This window comes from Pseudoduganella sp. R-43 (assembly GCF_049913255.1).
GTDB lineage: Bacteria > Pseudomonadota > Gammaproteobacteria > Burkholderiales > Burkholderiaceae_D > Rugamonas.
Map to the genome: position 1 here is coordinate 4,282,229 of NZ_CP183988.1, position 21,335 is coordinate 4,303,563.

General features: G+C 62.8%; 21 protein-coding genes. 10 read left to right on the forward strand and 11 right to left on the reverse strand.

Translation table 11 applies throughout. The features are described from left to right. Genes ACN9M3_RS19300 through ACN9M3_RS19320 form a run of 5 tightly spaced genes read left to right on the forward strand, consistent with a single transcriptional unit; the run spans position 1 to position 4,709 of the window. Positions 1–1,173, forward strand: a complete 1,173-nt coding sequence (locus ACN9M3_RS19300) for a substrate-binding domain-containing protein (protein ID WP_426162131.1) — start codon at positions 1–3, stop codon at positions 1,171–1,173. Between the two features lie 13 nt (positions 1,174–1,186). After that, positions 1,187–1,936 carry an ABC transporter ATP-binding protein gene (locus ACN9M3_RS19305; protein ID WP_426323797.1) on the forward strand — a complete coding sequence of 250 codons (750 nt, stop codon included), beginning with the start codon at positions 1,187–1,189 and terminating at the stop codon, positions 1,934–1,936. Then, positions 1,929–2,651 carry an ABC transporter ATP-binding protein gene (locus tag ACN9M3_RS19310; RefSeq protein WP_426318337.1) on the forward strand — a complete coding sequence of 241 codons (723 nt, stop codon included), beginning with the start codon at positions 1,929–1,931 and terminating at the stop codon, positions 2,649–2,651. Before ACN9M3_RS19305 ends, ACN9M3_RS19310 begins: the two co-directional genes overlap by 8 nt. A gap of 14 nt (positions 2,652–2,665) precedes the next feature. Then, on the forward strand, positions 2,666–3,640 hold the full coding sequence (locus ACN9M3_RS19315; RefSeq protein ID WP_426318338.1) for a branched-chain amino acid ABC transporter permease: 975 nt from the start codon (positions 2,666–2,668) through the stop codon (positions 3,638–3,640). A 1-nt stretch (position 3,641) separates the two neighbouring features. Beyond that, entirely contained in the window at positions 3,642–4,709 is a 1,068-nt protein-coding gene (locus tag ACN9M3_RS19320; RefSeq protein WP_426318339.1) for a branched-chain amino acid ABC transporter permease, read from the forward strand. On the opposite strand, the gene ACN9M3_RS19325 is transcribed toward ACN9M3_RS19320, so the two are convergent. From ACN9M3_RS19325 to ACN9M3_RS19345, 5 genes are all read right to left on the reverse strand, one after another. Further along, complete coding sequence (locus tag ACN9M3_RS19325; protein ID WP_426162137.1) at positions 4,678–5,451, reverse strand: substrate-binding periplasmic protein; 774 nt, start codon at positions 5,449–5,451, stop codon at positions 4,678–4,680. The genes ACN9M3_RS19320 and ACN9M3_RS19325 overlap by 32 nt on opposite strands. Positions 5,452–5,454: 3 nt before the next feature. Then, positions 5,455–6,078 carry a glutathione S-transferase family protein gene (locus ACN9M3_RS19330; RefSeq protein WP_426162138.1) on the reverse strand — a complete coding sequence of 208 codons (624 nt, stop codon included), beginning with the start codon at positions 6,076–6,078 and terminating at the stop codon, positions 5,455–5,457. A 21-nt stretch (positions 6,079–6,099) separates the two neighbouring features. Beyond that, positions 6,100–6,798: a glutathione S-transferase family protein gene (locus ACN9M3_RS19335; RefSeq protein ID WP_426162139.1), complete on the reverse strand. Its 699-nt coding sequence runs from the start codon at positions 6,796–6,798 to the stop codon at positions 6,100–6,102. Positions 6,799–6,865: 67 nt separating this feature from the next. Continuing rightward, positions 6,866–7,456: an NF038129 family PEP-CTERM protein gene (locus tag ACN9M3_RS19340; protein ID WP_426318340.1), complete on the reverse strand. Its 591-nt coding sequence runs from the start codon at positions 7,454–7,456 to the stop codon at positions 6,866–6,868. A gap of 10 nt (positions 7,457–7,466) precedes the next feature. Further along, complete coding sequence (locus ACN9M3_RS19345; protein WP_426318341.1) at positions 7,467–10,520, reverse strand: putative Ig domain-containing protein; 3,054 nt, start codon at positions 10,518–10,520, stop codon at positions 7,467–7,469. A gap of 546 nt (positions 10,521–11,066) precedes the next feature. Here ACN9M3_RS19345 and ACN9M3_RS19350 point away from each other — a divergent pair. Beyond that, positions 11,067–11,693, forward strand: coding sequence for a YceI family protein (locus ACN9M3_RS19350; protein ID WP_426318342.1), 627 nt, complete (start codon positions 11,067–11,069; stop codon positions 11,691–11,693). Here ACN9M3_RS19350 and ACN9M3_RS19355 read toward each other — a convergent pair. Continuing rightward, positions 11,677–12,306, reverse strand: a complete 630-nt coding sequence (locus tag ACN9M3_RS19355) for a LysE family translocator (RefSeq protein ID WP_426162143.1) — start codon at positions 12,304–12,306, stop codon at positions 11,677–11,679. The two genes, ACN9M3_RS19350 and ACN9M3_RS19355, sit on opposite strands and share 17 nt — an antisense overlap. A gap of 161 nt (positions 12,307–12,467) precedes the next feature. Between ACN9M3_RS19355 and ACN9M3_RS19360 the strand changes: the two genes are divergently transcribed. The 3 genes from ACN9M3_RS19360 (at position 12,468) to ACN9M3_RS19370 (ending at position 15,726) form a co-directional block, all read left to right on the forward strand. Continuing rightward, on the forward strand, positions 12,468–14,120 hold the full coding sequence (locus ACN9M3_RS19360; RefSeq protein ID WP_426323799.1) for an ATP-binding protein: 1,653 nt from the start codon (positions 12,468–12,470) through the stop codon (positions 14,118–14,120). Continuing rightward, positions 14,117–14,737 (forward strand): phosphohydrolase, encoded by a 621-nt coding sequence (locus tag ACN9M3_RS19365; protein WP_426162146.1) that lies wholly within the window; start codon positions 14,117–14,119, stop codon positions 14,735–14,737. Before ACN9M3_RS19360 ends, ACN9M3_RS19365 begins: the two co-directional genes overlap by 4 nt. A 290-nt stretch (positions 14,738–15,027) precedes the next feature. Beyond that, complete coding sequence (locus tag ACN9M3_RS19370; protein ID WP_426318343.1) at positions 15,028–15,726, forward strand: hypothetical protein; 699 nt, start codon at positions 15,028–15,030, stop codon at positions 15,724–15,726. A 286-nt stretch (positions 15,727–16,012) separates the two neighbouring features. On the opposite strand, the gene ACN9M3_RS19375 is transcribed toward ACN9M3_RS19370, so the two are convergent. The 4 genes from ACN9M3_RS19375 to epsC form a co-directional block, all read right to left on the reverse strand. Beyond that, entirely contained in the window at positions 16,013–16,216 is a 204-nt protein-coding gene (locus ACN9M3_RS19375; RefSeq protein ID WP_426318344.1) for a hypothetical protein, read from the reverse strand. Positions 16,217–16,359: 143 nt separating this feature from the next. After that, positions 16,360–18,120, reverse strand: a complete 1,761-nt coding sequence (locus tag ACN9M3_RS19380) for an amidohydrolase (RefSeq protein WP_426318345.1) — start codon at positions 18,118–18,120, stop codon at positions 16,360–16,362. A gap of 4 nt (positions 18,121–18,124) precedes the next feature. Beyond that, positions 18,125–18,691, reverse strand: coding sequence for a YceI family protein (locus tag ACN9M3_RS19385; RefSeq protein WP_426162151.1), 567 nt, complete (start codon positions 18,689–18,691; stop codon positions 18,125–18,127). Positions 18,692–18,817: 126 nt separating this feature from the next. Further along, positions 18,818–19,759 carry a serine O-acetyltransferase EpsC gene (gene epsC / locus ACN9M3_RS19390; RefSeq protein WP_426318346.1) on the reverse strand — a complete coding sequence of 314 codons (942 nt, stop codon included), beginning with the start codon at positions 19,757–19,759 and terminating at the stop codon, positions 18,818–18,820. Positions 19,760–19,885: 126 nt separating this feature from the next. On the opposite strand from epsC, the gene ACN9M3_RS19395 reads away from it, so the two are divergent. Next, positions 19,886–21,088 (forward strand): multidrug effflux MFS transporter, encoded by a 1,203-nt coding sequence (locus ACN9M3_RS19395; protein WP_426162154.1) that lies wholly within the window; start codon positions 19,886–19,888, stop codon positions 21,086–21,088. On the opposite strand, the gene ACN9M3_RS19400 is transcribed toward ACN9M3_RS19395, so the two are convergent. After that, positions 21,058–21,315 carry a hypothetical protein gene (locus tag ACN9M3_RS19400; protein WP_426162155.1) on the reverse strand — a complete coding sequence of 86 codons (258 nt, stop codon included), beginning with the start codon at positions 21,313–21,315 and terminating at the stop codon, positions 21,058–21,060. The genes ACN9M3_RS19395 and ACN9M3_RS19400 overlap by 31 nt on opposite strands. Positions 21,316–21,335: the final 20 nt, after the last annotated feature.

The window sequence follows — 21,335 nt, forward strand, 5'->3', positions numbered from 1 at the left end:
ATGACAAAGCTGATTGCCCTGTTGCTTGCATTGGCGCCGCTCCTGGCCGGCGCCCAGGAACTGAAGGTCGCCCTCATCGCCGGCAAAACCGGCATCCTGGAGCCCTACGCCAGGGAGACCGAGACCGGCTTCATGATGGGACTTGAATACCTGACCGGCGGCAGGATGGAAATCAACGGCCGCAAGCTGAAGGTCTTTGTCAAGGACGACCAGAGCAAGCCGGACCTGGGTCGCACCCTGCTGGCCGAGGCCTATGGCGACGACAAGGTCGACATCGCGGTAGGCACCAGTTCCTCCGGGTCCGCCATCGCCATGCTGCCCATCGCGGCGGAATACAAGAAGGTCTTGGTCGTGGAGCCGGCCGTGGCCGACGCGATCACCGGCGCCAAATGGAACAAGTACATCTTCCGCACTGCGCGCAATTCCATGCAGGACGGCCTGGCTGCCGCCACCACCTTCAAGCAAGGCAGCGTGGCTTTCCTGGCCCAGGACTATGCCTTCGGAAAGGACGCCGTGGCGGCCGCGCGCGAGGCCCTCAGGCTGACCGGCTCCAAAGCCCACATCGTGCACGAGGAATTCGCGGCGCAGAACGCGACCGACTTCACCGCCCCGGCCCAGCGCCTGTTCGACAAGCTGAAGGATGCGCCGCAGCCGCGGGTATTGCAGATCATCTGGGCCGGCCCGAATCCGATGAACAAGATCGCCGACATGAAGCCGGAACGCTACGGTATCACGCTGGCTCCCGGCGGCAACATCCTGCCGGTGCTGAAGACGTGGAAATCGTTCGCCGGCACCGAAGGCACGATCTATTACTACTACGCCTTCCCGAAGAACAGGATGAACGACTGGTTCGTGGCCGAGCACCGGAAGCGGCACGGGAAACCGCCGGACATGTTCACGGCGGGCGGCTTCACGGCAGCCAGCGCCGTCTACACCGCCCTGGCCAAAACGGGCGGCGGCGACACGCAAAAGATGATTGCCGCCATGGAAGGCATGGAGTTCGATACGCCGAAGGGAAAAATGAGTTTCCGCAAGGACGACCACCAAGCCATGCAAGCGATGTACCACTTCCGCATCAAGAAAGACCAGAAGGACGAATGGGATTTGCTGGAACTGGTGCGTGAGATTCCGGCTTCCGAATTGCCGGTCCCGATCAAGAACAAGCGGCGCTGAAACGATGACTCCACTGCTGTCAACACGCGGCCTGACGATCCGCTTCGGCGGCCACACGGCCGTCGACAACGTCAGTGCCGACTTCCATGCGGGCCAGCTGACCGTGATCGTCGGCCCGAATGGCGCCGGCAAGACCACCTATTTCAACCTCATGTCGGGCCAGTTGCCGGCAACCGGCGGCCAGGTGCTGCTACGGGGCGAAGACATCACGCGCAGCGGTCCGGCCGCACGCACCCGCAAGGGCATCGGCCGCGCCTTCCAGCTCACCAACCTGTTCCCTCACCTGCCGGTGCACGAGAACGTGAGGCTGGCGGTGCAGTCGCGCGCCAATGCCGGCATGAAGCTGTGGTCGATCTGGTCCAGCCACAAGGAACTGATCGATCGCGCCGACCATTACCTGGGTCGCGTGGCGCTGGCGGCGCGGCGCGATACGCCGGTAGCCGCGCTGTCGCACGGCGACAAGCGCAAGCTGGAAGTGGCCATCATGCTCGCGCTGGAGCCGGAAGTGATGATGTTCGACGAACCGACCGCCGGCATGAGCGTGGACGAAGTGCCGGTGGTGCTGGACCTGATCCACCAGGTCAAGGCGCAGCGCAACAAGGCCGTGCTGCTGGTGGAACACAAGATGGACGTGGTGCGAGCCCTGGCCGACCGCATCATCGTGTTGCACAACGGCGCCCTGGTGGCGGACGGCGAGCCCGCTGCCGTCATGTCGTCCGCCATCGTGCAGGAAGCTTACCTGGGGACCGCAAGCCATGAATGAGGCCTTGCTCAAACTGTCCGGCGTGCACACGCACATCGGCGAATACCACATCCTGCAAGGCGTCGACCTGGCCGTGCCGCGCGGCGGCCTGGCGGTCCTGCTGGGCCGCAACGGCGCCGGCAAGACCACCACGCTGCGCACCATCATGGGACTGTGGCAGGCCAGCGCCGGCCAGATCGAATTCAACGGCCGCGACATCGGCAAGCTGCGCACGCCCGATATCGCACAGGCGGGCATCGCCTATGTGCCGGAGTCGATGGCCGTGTTCAGCGACCTGACCGTGCGCGAAAACCTCTACCTTGCGGCGCGCAGCGGCTCGATGGATACGGCGCGGCTGCAGTGGATCTTCTCCTTCTTCCCGGCGCTGGAAAAATTCTGGCATTACCCGGCCGGCAAGCTGTCCGGCGGCCAGAAGCAGATGGTGGCCATTGCACGCGCCATCATCGAACCGCGCGAGCTGCTGCTGATCGACGAGCCGACCAAGGGCCTGGCGCCGGCCATCATCCAGAACCTGGCCGACGCGATCCGCCAGCTCAAGGGCCAGTCCACGGTGCTGCTGGTGGAGCAGAACTTCAACTTCGTGCGCCAGCTCGGCGACACCGTGGCCGTGATGGACGACGGCCGCATCGTGCACAGCGGCGCCATGGCCGAACTGGCCGCCGACCGCGCCTTGCAAGAGCGCCTGCTCGGCCTGGCCCTCGATTCACACCAATAAGGAGCCGCACGCCAATGCCATCCGTTCCGCGCGACTATATACCAATGCTGCTGGTGCCGGCCCTGATGCTGGCCATGCTGCCGCTGGTGGGCAGCATGCCGACCTGGCTCACGCTGACCGTGGCCGGTCTGGCAATGGGGATGATGCTCTTCATCATGTCCAGCGGCCTGACTCTGGTGTTCGGCCTGATGGACGTGCTCAATTTCGGCCACGGCGCCTTCGTCTCCGTCGGCGCCTTCGCCGCCACGCTGGTGCTGGTGCCGATGCAGGGCTGGATGGAGGCCGATTCGCTGGGCATGAACCTGGCCGCGCTCGGCCTGGCGATCGTCATGGCGATGGCCGTGACGGCAGCACTGGGCTGGGCTTTCGAACGCCTCATCATCATGCCTGTCTACGGCCAGCACCTGAAGCAGATCCTGATCACGATGGGCGGCATGATCGTGGTCGAGCAGTTGATCCACGTGCTCTGGGGCGCCGACCACAAGCCGATGCCGCTGCCAACCGCCCTGCGCGGCGCCCTCGTGCTGGGCGACGCCGCCATCGAAAAGTACCGCTTGCTGGCGGTGGCGGTGGGCATGCTGGTGTTCATCGCGCTCACCCTGGTGCTGAACCGTACAAAGCTCGGCTTGCTGATCCGTGCCGGCGTGGAAAATGGCGAGATGGTCGAAGCACTTGGCTACCGCATCCGGCGCCTTTTCGTGGCGGTATTCGCGGCCGGCTCCGCGCTGGCGGGCCTGGGCGGCGTGATGTGGGGCCTGTACAAGGAAACACTGACCGCTTCCATGGGCGGCGAGGTGATGGTCATGGTCTTCATCACGATCATCATCGGCGGCCTCGGCTCGGTGAGCGGCTGCTTCATCGGCGCGCTGCTGATGGCACTGACGGCCAATTACGCCGGCTTCCTGGCGCCGAAGCTGGCGCTCGTGTCCCATATCGTGCTGATGATCGCCATCCTGCTCTGGCGGCCAGCCGGCCTGTCGAGGAAATGACATGCTGAACACCCTTCTTTCCGGCGACCTGCCGCGCAGCCGCGCCCTGTCCGTCCTGCTGCTTGTGGTCGTGCTGGGACTCGCGCTGGCGCCCTTCATCACCAGCGGGGCCCGGCCGCTCAACACCGCCGCCACCATCTGCATCTACATCGTCCTGGTCGCCTCGTATGACCTGTTGATCGGCTACACGGGCATCGTGTCCTTCGCCCATACGATGTTCTTCGGCATCGGCGCCTACGGTGTCGGCCTCGGCTTCGACAGTCCAACACCCGCCTGGGGCGACATGACACTGGGCCTGGCGGCGGCGCTGGCGTTGACGCTGGTCCTGGCCTTCGTCATCGGGCTTTTTGCGCTGCGCGTGCGCGCCATCTTCTATGCCATGATTACGCTGGCGGTCGCGTCTTCGTTCGCGGTGCTGGCATCGCAAATGTCGGCCTGGACCGGCGGCGAGGACGGCAAGACTTTCGACGTGCCAGACCTGCTGTCTCCCGCCAACGAATTCGGCGAATTCATGGGCCGCATCGTGGACGGCAAGGTGCTCACCTACTACATCGTGTTTTCCTGCACGGTGCTGATCTTCCTGGCGCTGCTGCGCATTGTGAACTCGCCTTTCGGGCGCGTGCTGCAGGCGATCCGCGAAAACGAGTTCCGCGCCGAGGCCCTGGGCTACCGCACCGTGGTCTATCGCATCGCAGCCAATTGCATCGGCGCCGTTGCCGCCGCGCTGGCCGGCGCCCTGATGGCGTTGTGGGCGCGCTATGTCGGCCCCAAGACCACGCTGGGCTTTGAGGTCATGACCGACATCCTGCTGATTGTCGTCATCGGTGGCATGGGCACCATGTACGGTTCCGTGATCGGGGCCGTCCTGTTCATCCTGGCGAACAATTACCTGAAGTCCCTGATGGCGCAAGCGGCAGGCGCGATGGCCGGCGTGCCGGTGCTGGCGGCCGCCCTGCACCCGGACCGCTGGCTGCTCTGGCTCGGCATCCTGTTCATCCTCGCCATCTACTTCTTCCCCAGCGGGATCATAGGGAAATTCAGGCAGGCGGCAGTCCGGCCAGGTACCTAGCCAGCAGCCCATCAGCCTTGCCGCTGCTGCGCAATGCATGCACGGCGCGGCGCAGTTCCGTCGCCAGGTCCTCGTCGGCGTTATGGCGGCTCAGGTGCAGGTGGATCTCGCGCGACTGCACCGCCAGCACCCCGCCCAGGCGCGCGCGCGGCACGCCCAGCAAGCGCATGGCGTGGAATACCGCCAGGCGCGTGCCGACCGAGGCATCGAGCCGCCCCTCCTGCAGCATGCGTATGCCTTGCAACTGGTCGGTGATTTCATGCTTGCGGTATTCCCGGTCGTCCAGGAAGGCAGCACCATAATCCGAGCCGCGCAACATGCCCACCGTGCGGCCCCGCAGGTCTTGCAGGCCGTCGAGCTTGAGGCCCGCCCGCCCGATGGCGATGACTTCCGTCGTCCACAACATGCCCATGGGTTCGGCCGCTTCCGCGATTGCCGAGTTGGAGGTGGCGATCATCAGGTCCGCCTCGCCCGAGCGCAGCATGGCGATGGCGCGCGCGTAGGGGGCAAGGGTGATCTCGACCTGGCGCTGCGACTCGCGGGCGATCAGCTCAAGTGCTTCCACGAACAGGCCGCTCTTGCGGCCGCTTGCGTCGAGTACGGCGAAAGGTGGAATGGCCAGGGCCACCGCGCGCAGGGGCCGGGGCCTGGCAAGGGTGCGCAACGGCCAGGAAGCCGCCGCCATTGCAGCGATGGCGGCCGGCATGCAGCCCAGCCAGCGCCGGCGCTGCGCCATTTTCATCGTTCAGGCCCCTGCTGTGGCGCTTGGACGGTCGGCAATGCGGTCGCGCCATGCCTGCAAGTGCTGCAGCCCGTGGTCGGAGGGACGAAATTTCATCAGCCCGCGCGCAAACTCGATGGCGCAAAAGCCGGTAATGTCGGCAATGGTGAAGCGCGGCCCCGCCACGAAAGGCTGCGCGGCCAGCACGCCATCCAGCCATTTCGCGTTCTCGCGGAACTTCTCGCCTTGCGAAGCGCCGAAGTCGGCGAACTGCGGATTCTCGATCGGCGCAAAGCCGGGATGGGAGTGGCGGATGCTGTTGGCCGCAATGGCAAACAGGTGCAGCTCCATGCGGCGATCGGCCATTTCGATGAAGGCACGCTCCTCGGCGCCCTCGCCCATCAGGTTCGGCGCCGGGTGCAGGCCTTCCAGATAGGTGCAGATGGCGCGCGTTTCGCACAGGATGCGGCCATCGTCCAGTTCGAGCGCCGGCACGCGGCCGAACGGATTCACCGCCAGGTAAGCTTCGCTGCGATGTTCGCCCCTGCCCAGGTCGACCGCCTGCAATTCAAGCGCGATGCCCTTCTCGGCCATGAACATGGCGACGCGGCGCGGATTCGGGGCGCGCGGGGCGGTGTACAGCTTCATTGGGTCTCCTTGGTGTTGTGATCAGCGCGACTGGCCGGTTTCCAGCATTTTGCGCGCCTCGGCCGCAAATTGCTCTACTTTCTCCTGACTGTCGGCGCGATCCAACACATTGCTCGGCGGCCGCTCGATGCCGCGCAATACGGCAGGACGGGCGCGGACCTGGCGAATCCAGCGCTGCAGGTGCGGCAGGCCTTCGGTCTCCACCCCGGACCAGCGATGGGTGCGCACCCAGGCCCAGTTGGCGATATCGGCGATCGAATAGTCGCCGGCCAGGAATTCATGCTGCGCCAGTTGGCCGTCCAGCACACGGAACAGGCGCCGGCACTCGCCCTGGTAACGGTCGATGGCAGGCTGGATCTTGTCGGGGAAGTAGCGGTAGAAGACATTGGCCTGGCCCATCATCGGGCCGATGCCGCCCATCTGGAACATCAGCCATTGCAGCACCAGGGAGCGGCCCTTGGCGTCCTGCGGCATCAGGCGGCCGGTCTTCTCGGCCAGGTAGACCAGGATCGCGCCCGATTCGAACACCGCGAAGCCATCGTTGCCGCGGTCGACGATCGCGGGAATGCGCCCGTTCGGATTGATGGCCGTAAACCACGGCTCCTTCTGCTCGTTCTTGCCCAGGTCGAGCACATGCATTTCGTAAGGCAGCGCCAGCTCTTCCAGCGCAATGGAAATCTTGTGGCCATTCGGCGTGGCGGCGGTGTACAGGTCGATCATCGCGGCTCCTTTCACGGAATCGCTGCATCATAGCTGCTTTTCCGCCCCCACGCCGGGGCCAGCCGCGTCAGGCGCGGCGGCGGGTGAATGCCAGCAGGGGCAGGCCTGCCAGCAATAGCAGCCAGGCGGTGCCAGGTTCCGCAACCACCTGCACGTCAACCAGCGGACTGGCGCTGGCCAGGACGAACTGCGGGTTGCCGCCCAGGACAGGCTGCACCGAGACCGTACCGAGGTCGCCGTCGGCGCCCAGATAGCTGGTGTCGTTGAACAGCGCCCAGCCGAAGGTCGAACCGGCATCGCCCTGGCCCACCAGCAGGTTGACGTCGAAGGAGAACACGCCGCCCAGCGTCACCGCCTGCACCCAGTCGCTGCCGCCATCGGCATTGCTGAATGCAAGCGGGCCAGGCGCGGCGCCGGACACAGTCCCGCTCACGTCCGGCGTGCCAAGCAGCTCGCCTGCCAGGTTGGTGACAAGCGCGGTGGCCGGCGTCGCATCGGCCAGGCCGATGAAATACAGGCCGAGGAATGCCGGGCCGGTGCCCAGCGAGGCGGTGTCGACGCTTACCTTGTACAAGGGCCCGGCGGCAGCCTGGCCCGCACCACAGGCCAGCATGGCGGCCACCAGCAGCCGCGCCAGCATAGTTTGCAGTTTACTCATGATGGTGTCCTCAATACTTGACGCTGAAAAGTTGACGGGTATAGGCGATGGCAGCCTTGGCCGGATTGCTGAAGGTCGTCGTCACGGTCACGCTCTGGCCCGGCGCCAGGTCAAGGGTCGGCAGCGTGATGTAGGGCACGCCATCCTTGATGCCGGTCGCGTTATCCAGCGTCACGCCCGGCGTCAGCCCGTACAGCCGGAATTGCAGCGGCCCGCTGACGGTATGCTCCGTAGCGTTGACGATGGTCACGTTGCCGGTGTACTTCTGCGTGAAGCGGTTCATGTTCAGGCCCGATTGCTGGATCTTGACGATCGGCGTGACGTCCACTGGCGTCAGCAGGTCGTAGCGGTCGCCATGGAAGCGCAATTCGCTATAGGAGGAAATGCCCGGATAGGCAGGATCGGTCGGCGGGCCCGGATGGTCGACCCGCACCATGAAGTAGCGATAGCGTTGTTCCGACAGGCCTGGCAGCACAGGAATCGTCTCCAGCTCGAAGTTGCGGTTGCTGGTATCGGTGGTTTCGCGGCTGGTCAGCAAGGTCCAGTTCGAATTGTCGTTCGAGCCGTAGATATTGATGCCCTGTGAACGGTTGGCGAACATGAAGCGGGCCTGGATGCCGAAGGCGTCGACGGACACGCGATAGTCGGCGCCGAAGTCGATGGTCACGACATTGCGCAAGTCGCCCGACGTGCTGTTATAGTCGCCGTCCACCAGCAGGCCGACACGGTTTACGTCGAGCGTGGTGGTGGTCACCATGTGCTTGCTCCAATCGAGGCTGCCGTCCAGCGCAACGCGCGGGTTCAGCAGCTCGAGCTTGGCCACCACCGCCTGCACGGATTTCAGCAGGGCCGGAAAATCGGCATCGGACACCGTCATCATCTGCTCGCGCAGCGGGGCAATCTCCTGCTGGAAGGTCGCCAGCGACGGCGTGGTGTAAACGCTGGCAGGGTCATAGCCGCCCTGCGCCGCCGCAAAGGCACTGGCGCGGTCCGGCTGCACGCTCAGGCGCGCGGTCATGGTGCTGATGGAAATGCCGTCGGTGGCGCTGATCACGATGTCATGCAATCCGCTTTGCGCCGCAGCCGGCGTCCAATTGAAGGCACCGGTCGGGGTATCGAGCGTGGCGCCATCCGGGATGCTGATCGCCTTGTACACCACTGTATCGCCGGCCTGGGCATCGGTGGCCGTGTAGGTCGCCTGGTAAGGCACGCCCTGCACCACCAGCTCCGTGGCCGGGAACACCGGCATGGCAAAGCGCGGCGGGGTCAGTTGGGTCGGCGCGGCCATGTTCACGAAGTCCACGTCCACCGTTGCCCCTTCGGCGCCGGTGAATTTGAAGTACATGATATTGTCGCCCTGGCGCTTGCCCGGCGTGGCCGCCCACGACGTGTCAGGCACGATATAGCGCCACTGGCCTTGCGTGTCGGGCACCGTCATTTCGCACCATGGGCTGGCGCTTTCGGTGGCGCTAGCGGCAAGCTTGGTCACCGCATTGGTGCGGATCATGATGCCGGCCGGCGCGTACTTGGCGCGGTCGGCGTACTGCACGTCGGTGAACACCACGGTGGCGCCGGCCGGAGTGACGTTGGCACGGCCGAAGGTGCGGTCGCCCTCCGTCACCTTGCTCCAGTCGCCCTTCAGGTAGATTGATTTGCGTTCGGTCTCCAGCATGCCTGTGTTAGGCGGCAGGGCCGCCCCGGTCAATGCCTTGGGCAGCGACAGGAAGGCTTCCGCACCCATGTCCTTGTTGGCCGGCGCGCCGGGGCCCCAGCGGGTCACGAACTCGTTCGAATGCGCGTTGGCGGCTGCCAGGAAAGGCGCTTCGACATCGACGTCCACGCCCTCTTCGTACTTGTACACGTTATACAGCTCGGGGATGCCGCCCACTTCGTACAGGCGGCCGCGATAGGCTTCCGATTGGGAAGAGGTGCCGCCCGAGGTATCGGCCCACGGCGCGGCATAGCCAAGCATGAACTGGGCGTAGGCATTGGCGCCCATCAGCACGCGGTTGCCGCCGAACTTGTAGACGCTCACCGCGTCGCCCGAGGTGGAAGGCTTGCCGGTGAACGGGTCCACTTTGGTGCCCTGGGCCGTGACCAGGCGCAGCAGGCCGGTCAGGTTGTCGACATTGTCCCCGCCGTGGGCCTGGTCGCGCTGCATTTCCTGGATCTGGTAGAAGGGATAGCCGTACTTGTTGTAAGGGCTGTCCGCCTCGATCAGGGGGATCAGGGGCAGGATGGCGCCATTGATGTCCTGCCGCGTCGAGGTGGAGTTGACCGTCATCCATTCCACGGTTTCGTCATAGCGCGCGCGGTTGTCGGTAAAGATCGCCCCCGACATGCGCCCCACGATCGAATACACATGCTGGTTCATGAAGCGCTCGTTGCTGGCGAAGAAGGTGCGCTCCATCGGGTCGACCAGGTTGTCCTTCAGCTTCTGGGTGTCGGTGTCGGTCCAGACCAGCGGGTAGGCGGTGTAGCTCGGATCGCCCGGCGTGTAGCGCATGATCTCGGCGGCAGCCAGCATGCGGAACAGCGGCACGCCGGTGTGGATATGCGCATCCGGATAGTAGGCATAGCCATCCTTGTTCATATTGCTCCAGGTGCGCAGAATGCGCATGGCATTGCGGCGGTACTCGTTGCGGCCAGTGATGTAATACAGGATGGCCTGCGTCAGCGCGCCCTGCGAATCGTTGATCAGCCGCACCTGGGCCGTATTGCCGTTGAAGTTGGGCGTGTTGGGCGTATCGATCTTGGTCGAATCGCGATTGGTCGGCAGCAGGTTGATGTTCGCGTAATTGCAGCAGACCGTAGCCAGGGTGTTGTAGTAAGTCTTGTACGGCTCGACGTCGGCGCGCACCTGGGCGCGTGCGTACTCGAGCTGCTCCAGCGTGATGCCGAGCGCCGGATGCTTGATCCCGGTAGCGCTAACAACGGGTTGCAAGACAGGTGTTGCTACATAGTCGACTGCGTAAGCGGGCTGAAATGAAGCGGCGATCGCTGCCGCCACGGCCAATACCCTGAACCCGGCCATGACCCCGCCCTTTAGTGAATGGTTATGCATGATTATCCTTATTAACCAATGTCGAAGGGACATACCGAAACCCGAGCGTCTCCTCTCGTGTTATCGATATCAGGCCAATATAGCACGCACCCCTGCAGCTTGCCTTAAAATTATGTTATCGATATCTAGGCAAGCGATACCGTTTACAGATGGGCAAAAAAAAACCGGCCATTTGGAGGGGGCCGGTGAAAAACGCTTTTTAGGGCGCGGGGATAGAAGAAACCGTGCCGGATTGAGGAATCCGGCAACCCGGCGTACAGGGATGCTGTACGCTATGGACGTACTTTGCCAGCTTTCCGCCGCCTAAGGCTTAGGAGTTCATTAAGGTAGCCAATAATCCCGGGCAAAAAAATACCCGCGTCATTTGCGCGGGTAAAGGGATTCAAATCGGGAGAGATTTGAAAGTGCAAGGGGATATTCTCGAAAACGAAAACATCACGACTTCGTTTAAGATAGTACACTTTTTATAATAGAAACTCTCCAATAGTCACAATGCGAAAAAAAATTTGCAAATGGACTTTTCGAAGCGCGCTTTTAGCGGCGCTTTTGGCCATTTCCGCCTGTGGCACCCAGCCTCCAGCGCCCCCTGCCGCCGCACCGGCAAGCGCGGCCCCGGCGCTCCAGGCCAGCCGCTCGGCGCACCGGATCATGGCGGGCGAATCGCTGATCGCCATGACGGTTCGCCGTGGCGGACCGCTGGCTCGCATGGGCCACGACCACGTCGTTGCCACGCGCCAGATTGAAGGTTTCGTGGACGTCGAACAGGGCCGCACTGAATTACGCTTCCGCCTGGACCAGTTGACGGTCGACGAGGCAGCGCTACGCAAGGAAGCCGGGCTCGAGACCCAGCCTTCGGCCGACGCAATTGACGGCACGCGGAGGAATATGTTCAGCAAGGTCTTGCAAGCAGAAGCCTATCCATGGGTGCTGGTGCGGGCCGCCTTCGAACCGGGAACGAAAGACAAGCTGCGCGCGGAAATCACGCTGCATGGCGTGACGCGCGCATACCAGGTGCCGCTGCAGTTGCGCGAGGATGGTGCAGTCCTGCAGGCCAGCGGCGCCTTCACCGTCAAGCAGACCGATTTCGGCATTACGCCATTTGCCGTTTTCGGCGGCGCACTATCGGTGAAAGACGAACTGGAACTGAGGTTCGCGATCAGCGCGCGACGATAAGGCGCAAGCCCAGGCCGACGAAGATCGCACCGGCCCCGCGGTCCAGCCACAGGCCGGCGCGCGGATTGCGGTTGATCCATTTGCCCACGGCGCCCGAGAAGTAGCCCAGCGCCCCAAACAGCAGGCAGGCTTGCAGCGTGAAGACCAGGCCCAGTTGCGCGGTCTGCCAGCTGGCATCGCCGCGCCCTGCCACCACGAACTGCGGCAGGAAGGACAGGAAGAACAGCACCACCTTCGGATTGATCGCATTTGCGAACAAGCCTTTGGCAAACAGCTTGCCCAAGGACTCCTCCGGCAGGGCCGCCTGGCCCACTTGCGCGCCGCCCTTGCTGCGCAGTGCGCCATATCCCATCCAGATCAGGTAGAGTCCCCCCGCAACCTTGAGCGCGGTGAATGCTGCAGGCGATGCGGCAATCAGCGCACCCACGCCCAGTGCGGCCAGCAGCGTATGACTGAGGCAGCCCAGGGCGCAACCGAGGCCGAATACCACGCCCTGCTTGCGTCCACGGGACATGCCCATACTTAATACCATCAGGTTGTCCGGACCTGGCGATACGGTAATGAGCATGGCGGCGGCCAGGAAGGCCAGCCCTTGTTCAGGAGAAATTAACATAGCCGGGATCATACACGAGTGCAGCGGGGCATAACAATTCAGTATCGCGCCATGATTATTTGTCCATTACAATAATTGCTATTGAGGAGATCATTAATATTTTGTTTTCTTCGTTTGCATCGTTTATTGAACTGCTTGCGCCCCTCTTATTAATCCTGGGGTTGGCGGCGTTTATCCTGCTGATATGGGAGAACCGCAGCCTAAAGAAGCAATTACAGGCGCGGGAGGCCGCGCTGAGGCAAACGCAGATTCAAAATGAAAAGCTGGGCCGCCACCGCATCGACTTCCTGGCGGCCATGAGCCACGACATCCGCACCCCGCTGGCCGGCGTGATCGGCATGCTGAAATTTGCCCTGCGCGACCGCACCATCGCCGACCGTACCGGGGAATACCTGCGCATCGGCCTGAAAAACAGCGAAGCCCTGCTGGCGATCCTGAACGACCTGCTCGATTTCTCCCGCATCGACGCCGGCCGCCTGTCGATCAACACCCAGGACCTGGACCTGATCGACATCATTGACGAAGCCATCACCATCCTGCGCCCGCAGGCCGACGCCAAGGCCCTGCTGCTGCGCTGCGAACTGGCGCCGGGCCTGCCGCGCCATGTGCAGGGCGACCCCAACCGCATCCGCCAGATCCTGCTCAACCTGCTGGGCAATGCCATCAAGTTCACCGAACGCGGCGAAGTGCGGCTGCGCGCTTCCGGCGAAACGGCTGACGGGCTGGCCCGTGTCAGCTTCAGCATCAGCGACACGGGCCCGGGCATTCCACTGGAAATGCTGCCGCGCCTGTTCCGCAAATTCGAGCCCGCCGACCTCTCTTCCACCCGCCAGGCCGACGGTCCCGGCCTTGGCCTGGCCATCTGCAAGGAGCTGGTCGGCCTGATGGGCGGCCAGATCGAAGCCGATACCCGCCTCGGCAAGGGCACCACGCTGCGCTTCTCGCTGCCGCTGGCACTGGGCGGGCCGCTGGAGCAGGACCCGGTCAAGATCCCGGCCAACCTGCGCCACGCCTACCGCTTGCGCGTGCTGTGCGCCGAAGACGTGCGCACCAACCAGATCATCATCAGCACCCTGCTGGAAGGCATGGGCCATGAAGCGACCGTCGTGGAAAACGGCCTGGAAGCGCTGCGCGCGCTGCACGAACGCGATTTCGACGTGGTGCTGATGGATGGCCGCATGCCGCAAATGGATGGCGAGCAGGCGGCCCGCCTGGTGCGCCGGGGCGGCAGCCAGGATTACCCGTCGCGCGATCCGCTGATACCGATCATCGCCCTTACCGCCAACGCCAACGAACTCGATCGTGCACGCTACCTGTCGGCCGGCATGGACGCTTTCCTCAGCAAGCCGGTGGATGAACGCCTGCTGTTCGACCAGCTTGAAAAGACCATCACGCAATTGCTCAATCGCGGCCGCAGCCTGCCGCGCACCGCGCCCACGCTGGCGGAACTGGACGACATGTTCGGCGTGGAGCCGGCCAGCCCGGCGATCCATATCCTGCCCCTCAGCGGCATGACAACACGCCACCAGCAGCGCATCGCCCAGGCCTTCCTTGAGGAAGCGCCACGCCGCATGGACGAAGGCCGCCTGGCCCTGCAGAACGGCGATGGCGAAGGCGCCACCAGCGCCTTCCACGCTCTGAAAGGCAGCTGCGGCTACCTGAGCGCCCCCGAACTGCATACCCTGTGCCATCAAATGGAAAAGGCCAGCGCCGCCGGCGACCTGCAGTCGGCCGCCGCACTGTTGCCCGAACTTGAAACACTTATCCTGCAAGCTTGCACCGACCTGCGTCGCGACGATACGATAGCGGCATGACGACTCAACGCGCCTGGGTGCGCATGCCATCCGGCCGCCGGCTGGACTTGCTGGACCCCACGCCCTTCGATTGGGATGACGCCGACCTCGCACTGGGCCTGGCACGCACCTATCGCTGGGGCGGCCACTCGGCCTGGCCCTTGCCCCTCTCCGTCGCCCAGCATTCGATCACGGTGCTGCAATTGCGCCGCCTGTGGTCGCCCGCCCCGCTCGACCCGCTGCGCTCGCTACGCGAGCTGCTGCACGACGCCGAAGAAGGCTTGCTGGGGTTCGATTGCATCTCCGTGCTCAAACCCTTCCTCGGCGACAGCTTCCGCGAATTGAGCCAGCGGCTGGAACAAGCGGTATTCCTGCGCTATGGCTTGCCGGCCTGGACGCCGAAGGAATACCAGGTCCACAAGCGCGCCGACCGGCTGGCCGCGGCCAGCGAAGCGGTGCACGTGGTGGGCTGGAGCAATGAAGAGGTGCGCCGCACTTTGAAGATCCACGCCGTGCCCCTGCATGACGATCCATTGCAGGCCTTGTATGGCGAACCGGCCTGGGAACCCTGGCCGCCCGGGCTGGCCTGCGAGCGATTTCTCGACGAATTGAACCGTCTCAAGGCAGCGGCTTCATAGTCCGGATGATAAAATTGCCGTAATGCGAAGTTTTTAAAGACGAAATTCCAGTTATCCACTTCTGCTGTGGATAAACGTGTGGAGAAGCGGGTCTTGACAGCCCGTTCCGCCTTTAACGGCGCGGCTTTCAACAAATTGCCCAATTCTTTGGCAATCGATTAGTCTGAATAGAATCAATGACTTAGCACGGTAGAGTGCGTGCCATTTTGCAACTCACTGAGCCTTCGGAAAATATTTTGACAAAAGTTCTGGCGCGGAATAGTGTGTCCACAACCGACAAAGGAAAATGCATGGACGTGAAAGTTCCTGACGACGATTCAAGCGAAGGATGGATGATCGACGACGAGGCGCAAGCCAGTTCCGCCGAGCAGGCTCCAGGCGCCAATCCCGCTCCATGGCGGGTACTGATCGTCGACGACGACGTCGACGTCCACGTCGTCACCAAGTTTTCACTCAGCAATGCATGCTTCATGGGACGCCGCCTCAGCTTCCTGCACGCCTATTCCGGCGAAGAAGCCCTGACCACCCTGCGCAACAACCCCGACGTGGCGCTGGTGCTGCTGGACGTGATCATGGAAACCAGCGATGCCGGCCTGCGCGTGGCCAACCAGATCCGCTCCGAGCTTAAGAATGAACTGGTGCGCATTGTGCTGCGCACCGGCCAGCCCGGCCAGGCGCTCGAACACAGCATCATCCTCGATTACGACATCAACGATTTCTGGTGCAAGACCGACCTCACGACGCGCAAGCTGTTCACCACCGTGATTTCCTCGCTGCGCAACTATGCGGACCTGCAAGTCCTGCAGTCGCAACTAGCAAAATACAACCAGCACCGCGAGCAATTTGCGGCGATCTTGCAGGGCCTGCAGAACGGCGAAGCATGGTCGGGGCACCTGGTCATCGGCCAGCCGGCCTCCACTGTGGATATCCAGGTCCAGCCGGGCACCGAGCCGGGCAGTTTCAAGGCTTCGGGACGCATCCTGAAATAAGCACTGTATGCACGTACAGTAGTTATTTTAGCGCCATCTCCCGCCGAATTCCCGGTAAAACGCGGTAAGTCGCGGATTGAAAAGGGCTTTTCCAATTATCCACATTGTTTGTGGATATCTTTGTTGATAAAGGGGTCTTGACAAGGCAAACAGCCCTCAACGACGCCATTTTCAACAAACTGCCTGTTCAATGTGCAGAAAAAAGCACCTTAAAAATCAAGGACTTAAAATCTCACCAATTCTCACATGCGTTCTTTAACTAATTAAAGTCGCGCGTTACTTTTCGTTAATTCTTGTGCATAACCCGGGCTGCCGAGCGCCGCTGGGCCGGTTGCAGCAAGACACGGCGGATGATGTGGGGAGCGATGTTATGGGACTTCATATACTCCACTGCGCACACGGTGCTGAAGCTCGCTTGCACCTCGATGCCACGGTCGACGATTTCACTGCGCGCCAGATCGACGCGTGGCAGGTATTGCAGCAGATCCATAGGAACACCTTCGGGCGGGGTGGGCGGTCAAGGAAGTATTGACCATGCCGCCAATAAGTCAATGGCCCACCCGCAACACCTACAGCTGAGCCCGTGTCACACCCTGGGGCCAGACCCCAGGGTGTGACACGGGCTGGTCAGTACTAGTGGTTCTGGTAGCCGCCGTAGTATTTGACTGGACTCCATTCGGGCTGCACGGGCGGCAACTCGGGGGCGTATTGGCCGAAGTCGGCGCCGGCGTGGACGATGCGGCCGTTCACCACGGTCAGCGCGCTTTCCAGCGTCTTGATCTCGGCTTCAGTGATGCTGAAATAGTCCTTCGGCAGGATCACCAGGTCGGCGTACTGGCCTTTGGCGATCTGGCCCTTCAGCTTTTCTTCCCCGCTGAACCAGGCGCTGCCCTGGGTCATCAGCTTCAGTGCTTCATAGCGGCTCAGGCGGTCCCTGGCCTGCCACATCGGCATGCCGCCCGCGGTCTTGCCGGTCACCGCCCAGTAAATCGTCGGCCATGGGCCGTAGCTCGATACGCGGGTACCGTCCGTGCCCAGGCCGACCGGGATCTTCATCTCCAGCATCTTGCGGATCGGCGGCATCTGGCGCTCCTGCGCGCCATAGCGCTTGGCGTAATGCTCGCCCTGGAAGTACATGCGATCCTGCACGGCCACGCCGCCGCCAAGCTTCTTCACACGCGCCAGTTGATCATCGGTGATGGTCTCGGCGTGGTCGAAGAACCAGCGCAAGCCGTTGAACGGCATTTCGCGGTTGACCTTTTCAATCACGGCCAGGTCACGCTCGATCGATTCGCCGTATGTAGCGTGGATGCGGAACGGCCAGCGGTTTTTCACCAGCAGGCGCAGCACCGGTTCCAGTTCGCTTTCCATATGGCCCGGCATTTCCGGGCGCGGCTCGAGGAAGTTTTCGAAATCGGCTGCGCTCCACACCAGGTTCTCCCCTGCCCCTTCGGTGTTGTAGCCGTTGGCGTAGAACATATGGTCGTTGCGGTCAGGCTTGGTCATCGTGAGCCAGCGCTGGTAGTCTTCCAGTTCCTTGCCCGGCTTTTGCGCGAACAGATAGTAGGAAGTGCGCACGGCCAGCTTGCCGCCCTTGGCCAGTTCCAGGCTGACCGCGTAGTCGTCTGGATAAGCCTGCCCGCCGCCGCCAGCGTCGATCGCGCTGGTCACGCCGAGGCGGTTCATTTCGCGGTAGTACTGGATGGTGGAATTCAGCTGCTGATCGCGCGGCAGCGCGCCGGTCTTGCCCAGCGTGGAGTACAGCACCATCGCGTTCGGCTTGGCGACCAGCAGGCCTGTCGGCTTGCCGTCAGTGCCCAGCTCCACCACGCCGTCCTTGTATTTGGTGTCCTTGTCGTAGCCCAGGACTTCAATGCCCTTCTTGTTCACGAAGCCAAGGCCGTACAGGTAGAGGATGAATACCGGCTTGTCCGGCACCGCCTCATTCAGTTCTTCCATCGTAGGCAGGCGCTTTTCTTCAAACTGGAACTCGTTGAAACCGCCCACCACCTTGATCCATGTTCCGTCCGGCGTGCGGGCGGCCTGCTCGCGCAGCATCTGCATGGCGCGCTTCAGCGAAGTCACGCCGTCCCAGCGCAGCTCGGCGTTGTAGTTCAGGCCCTGCCGGATGATGTGCAGGTGGGAGTCGTTCAAACCGGGAATGACCGTGCGGCCGCCGGCATCGATTACTTGCGTGCCAGGCTTCTTCAGCTTGAGCACCTGGGCATTGCTGCCCACCGCAGTAATCACGCCGCCCTTGATGGCTACTGCCTGCGCGAAGCTGCCTTCACGCGCCATCGTGGCAACTTTGCCGTTCGTGATGATCATGTCTGTCGCATAGGCCTGCGACAGACCGGCAGCCAGCAAGGCTGCGGCCAGCAACGGTCTGGTCATGGACTTATTCCTTGATCGATTCGATCGAGAAGCCGAGGGTCAGCTCGTCGCTAACGTGCGGGGCGTATTTGCCGGCGCCGAAATCGGAGCGCTTGATCTTGGCGATCGCATTGGCGCCGCAAGCGTCTTTCTTCAGCATCGGGTGCGGCATGCACTGGAAGGAGGTCACTTCCAGGTTCACCGGCTTGGTCACGCCCTTGATGGTCAGGTTGCCTTCCACGCCCACCACCTTGTCGCCGTTGAACAGGAACTTGGTCGACTTGTAGGTGATGGCCGGATACTTGGCGGAATCGAGGAAGTCGGGGCCTTGCAGGTGTCCGTTAAACAGGTCGGAGCCGGTATTGACCGACTTCGGGTCGATGGTCACTTCCACCGAGCCGGTCCTGGCGGCGCGGTCGATCTGGATCTTGCCGGTGGTGCTATTGAATTTGTTCACCTGGGTCGAATAGCCGAAGTGGCTGTACTCGAAGCGGGAGAAGGAATGCATTGGATCGATGCTGTAGGTTTCAGGCGCCGCGGATGCGGCGAGGGAGAAGCCGGCTGCGAGGGCGAAGGCGATCAGTTTTTTCATTGTAAGAACTCCAGGTTGGGAATGATGGCCCATTATGCGACGACAACCAATCAGTGTAAAACGCATAATGTGCGCGCTACTGATCGACTTTTTCGATAGTAGGCACCAGTCTGGAGCGAAAAACAATCACCCTTTCGAGGTATCCCCCTCACAATCGCTGCGCATCTGCGCCTGCGACACATTGCTGTTCGGCGGCACGCTCTGGGTCAGCCAGACATTGCCGCCCACAGTGGAGCCGGCACCGATGGTGATCCGTCCCAACACGGTGGCGCCAGCATAGATCACCACATCATCTTCCACGATTGGATGGCGCGGCGTCCCTTTGATCAACTGCCCGGATTCGTCGGCCGGGAAGCGCTTGGCGCCCAGCGTGACGTGCTGGTACAGGCGCACGCGCTCGCCAATGATGGTGGTTTCGCCGATCACCACGCCCGTGCCGTGGTCGATGAAGAAGCTGGCGCCGATCCGCGCCGCCGGGTGGATATCGATCCCGGTGCGCGAGTGGGCGATGTCGCTGACGATGCGCGCGATGAAAGGCGCGCCGAGCTTGTGCAGGCTATGCGCGAGCCGATATTGCAGGATGGCCACCATGCCTGGATAGCACAGGAGGATTTCCGCAATCGAGGTCGCGGCCGGGTCCCCGGCATAGGCAGCCTGCACATCAGAGACGACCAGGGCGCGGATCTGCGGCAGCGAGGCGGCGAAGGCGCGCGTGATGCCAAGGGCTGCGCGCGCCTGGTCTTCCTCGGTCTCCGCCACTTCTGCGCCGAATTGAAGCCCGCGCCGCACCTGTTCGTGCAAGCGGTCCAGCGTCGTGTTCAGGGTATCGCCGACGAAGTAGTCGATGCTTTCGTCGGTCAGGTTCGGGCGTCCGTAATGTGTCGGGAACAAGGCCGCCGACAAGCCCTCGAGGATTTGCACTAGCTCCGCGCGCGAAGGCAGTTCGCGCACGCGGCGCTGGTGGCGGATATTGTGGGTCGCTTCGCGCGATACGCGCAACTGGTGTACCACCTCGTCGAGGTCCCAACGCGCTGCGCCGCTTGAGGCGCCATAAGAGTCGATAGCCATAAGGCACAAGAATATCGAATTTACATTAAAAAGCGAAAGAAGCTGTTCGCACAAGCTTATGCTTTCCAGTCATAAGCACAGACTCCGGGATTCCCTTAAAATAGCGCGCTCACTCTCGGGCATCACATGAAGAATATCCTGCTTACCCTGCTGCTGGCCGGCCTGACCATGGTCGGCCCGCTGGCGATCGACACCTATTTACCCTCGTTCCCGGCCATCGCTGAGACCTTCAACGCCAGCCCGATGGCGATCCAGCAGACCCTGAGCCTGTTCCTGTTCACCTTCGCCTTCATGATGCTGTTCTACGGCACCCTGTCGGACAGCTTCGGCCGCCGCCCGGTCATCCTGTGGTCGCTGGTCCTGTACGTCCTGGCCTCGCTGGGCGGCGCCCTGGCCGGCTCCTTCGGCTTCCTGCTTGGCGCCCGCATCCTGCAAGGGCTGGCCTCGGGCGCCGGCTCCGTGATCGGCCGCGCCATCGTGCAAGACCGTTTCGAGGGCATGGAAGCTCAGAAAATCCTCGGCAACATCATGATGGTGTTCGGCCTGGCGCCAGCAATCGCTCCCGTGCTGGGCGGCTGGCTCCAGGTTTCCTTCGGCTGGCGTTCGATCTTCTGGTTCCTTGCCGCCTTCGGCGTCTTGATGTGGGTTGCCGTCTGGCGCTGGCTGCCGGAGAGCCTGCCGCAGGAAAAGCGCCACCCGCTGCACCTGGGCGCCATCGCACGCAATTACTGGATGGTGCTGAAGCACCGCCAGTTCCTCCTGCTGTCGGTGTCGCTCGGCGCGGCCTTTGGCGGTTTTGCCCTGTATATCGGCTCCGCCGCCTATTTCATCATGCATATCCTGAAGCTGCCGGAAACTGCATTTGCCTGGCTGTTCATCCCCCTGATCAGTGGCCATGTGCTGGGGGCAACGATGAGCGGCAAGCTGGCGCACCGCATGCCTCCGGCGAAGCTGATTCGCCTGAGCTTTGTGCTGATGGCCATTGCCGCTGCGCTCAACGTGGGCTACAACTGGTTCTTTGCCGCGACCGTGCCGTGGGCCGTACTACCGCTGTTCCTGTTCTCGTTCTCGCTCGCGCTGGCGATGCCGCCGCTGACGCTGGCCGGCATGAACCTGTTCCCGCAAAACAGCGGGCTCGCAGCGTCAATGCAGTCTTTCCTGCAGATGATGCTGTTCGCGCTGGTGTCCGGATTGGTGGCGCCGCTGCTGTTCGACAGTGCGCTGCACTTGGCGCTCGGCCTGGTGGCCTGCCTGGTGGTGAGCTACGCCACCTACCTCGGCGCCACGCATGGCCAGGCTCAGGGCCAGGGCGCCGGCGTCACTTCCTGATATTGCGGGCCGCCTTGCTCAGGCTCGGGCGCGGCCTGCGGTTTCTCGTGCCCCGGCCTGAGGTTGGGCGGCAAGCCAAGTCCGAGGATTTCCTTGCGGCCCTCGACAAAGTCGGAAGTGCTGAGCGGATGTTCGCTGTCGGGCCAATTGGCAATGGCCCAATTCTGCACCTCGACAAATCGCTTCCACACTTCCGAGACAAACTGCCGCCTGATCGCGTCATCCATGGGCGCCTCCGTTGGGTTTA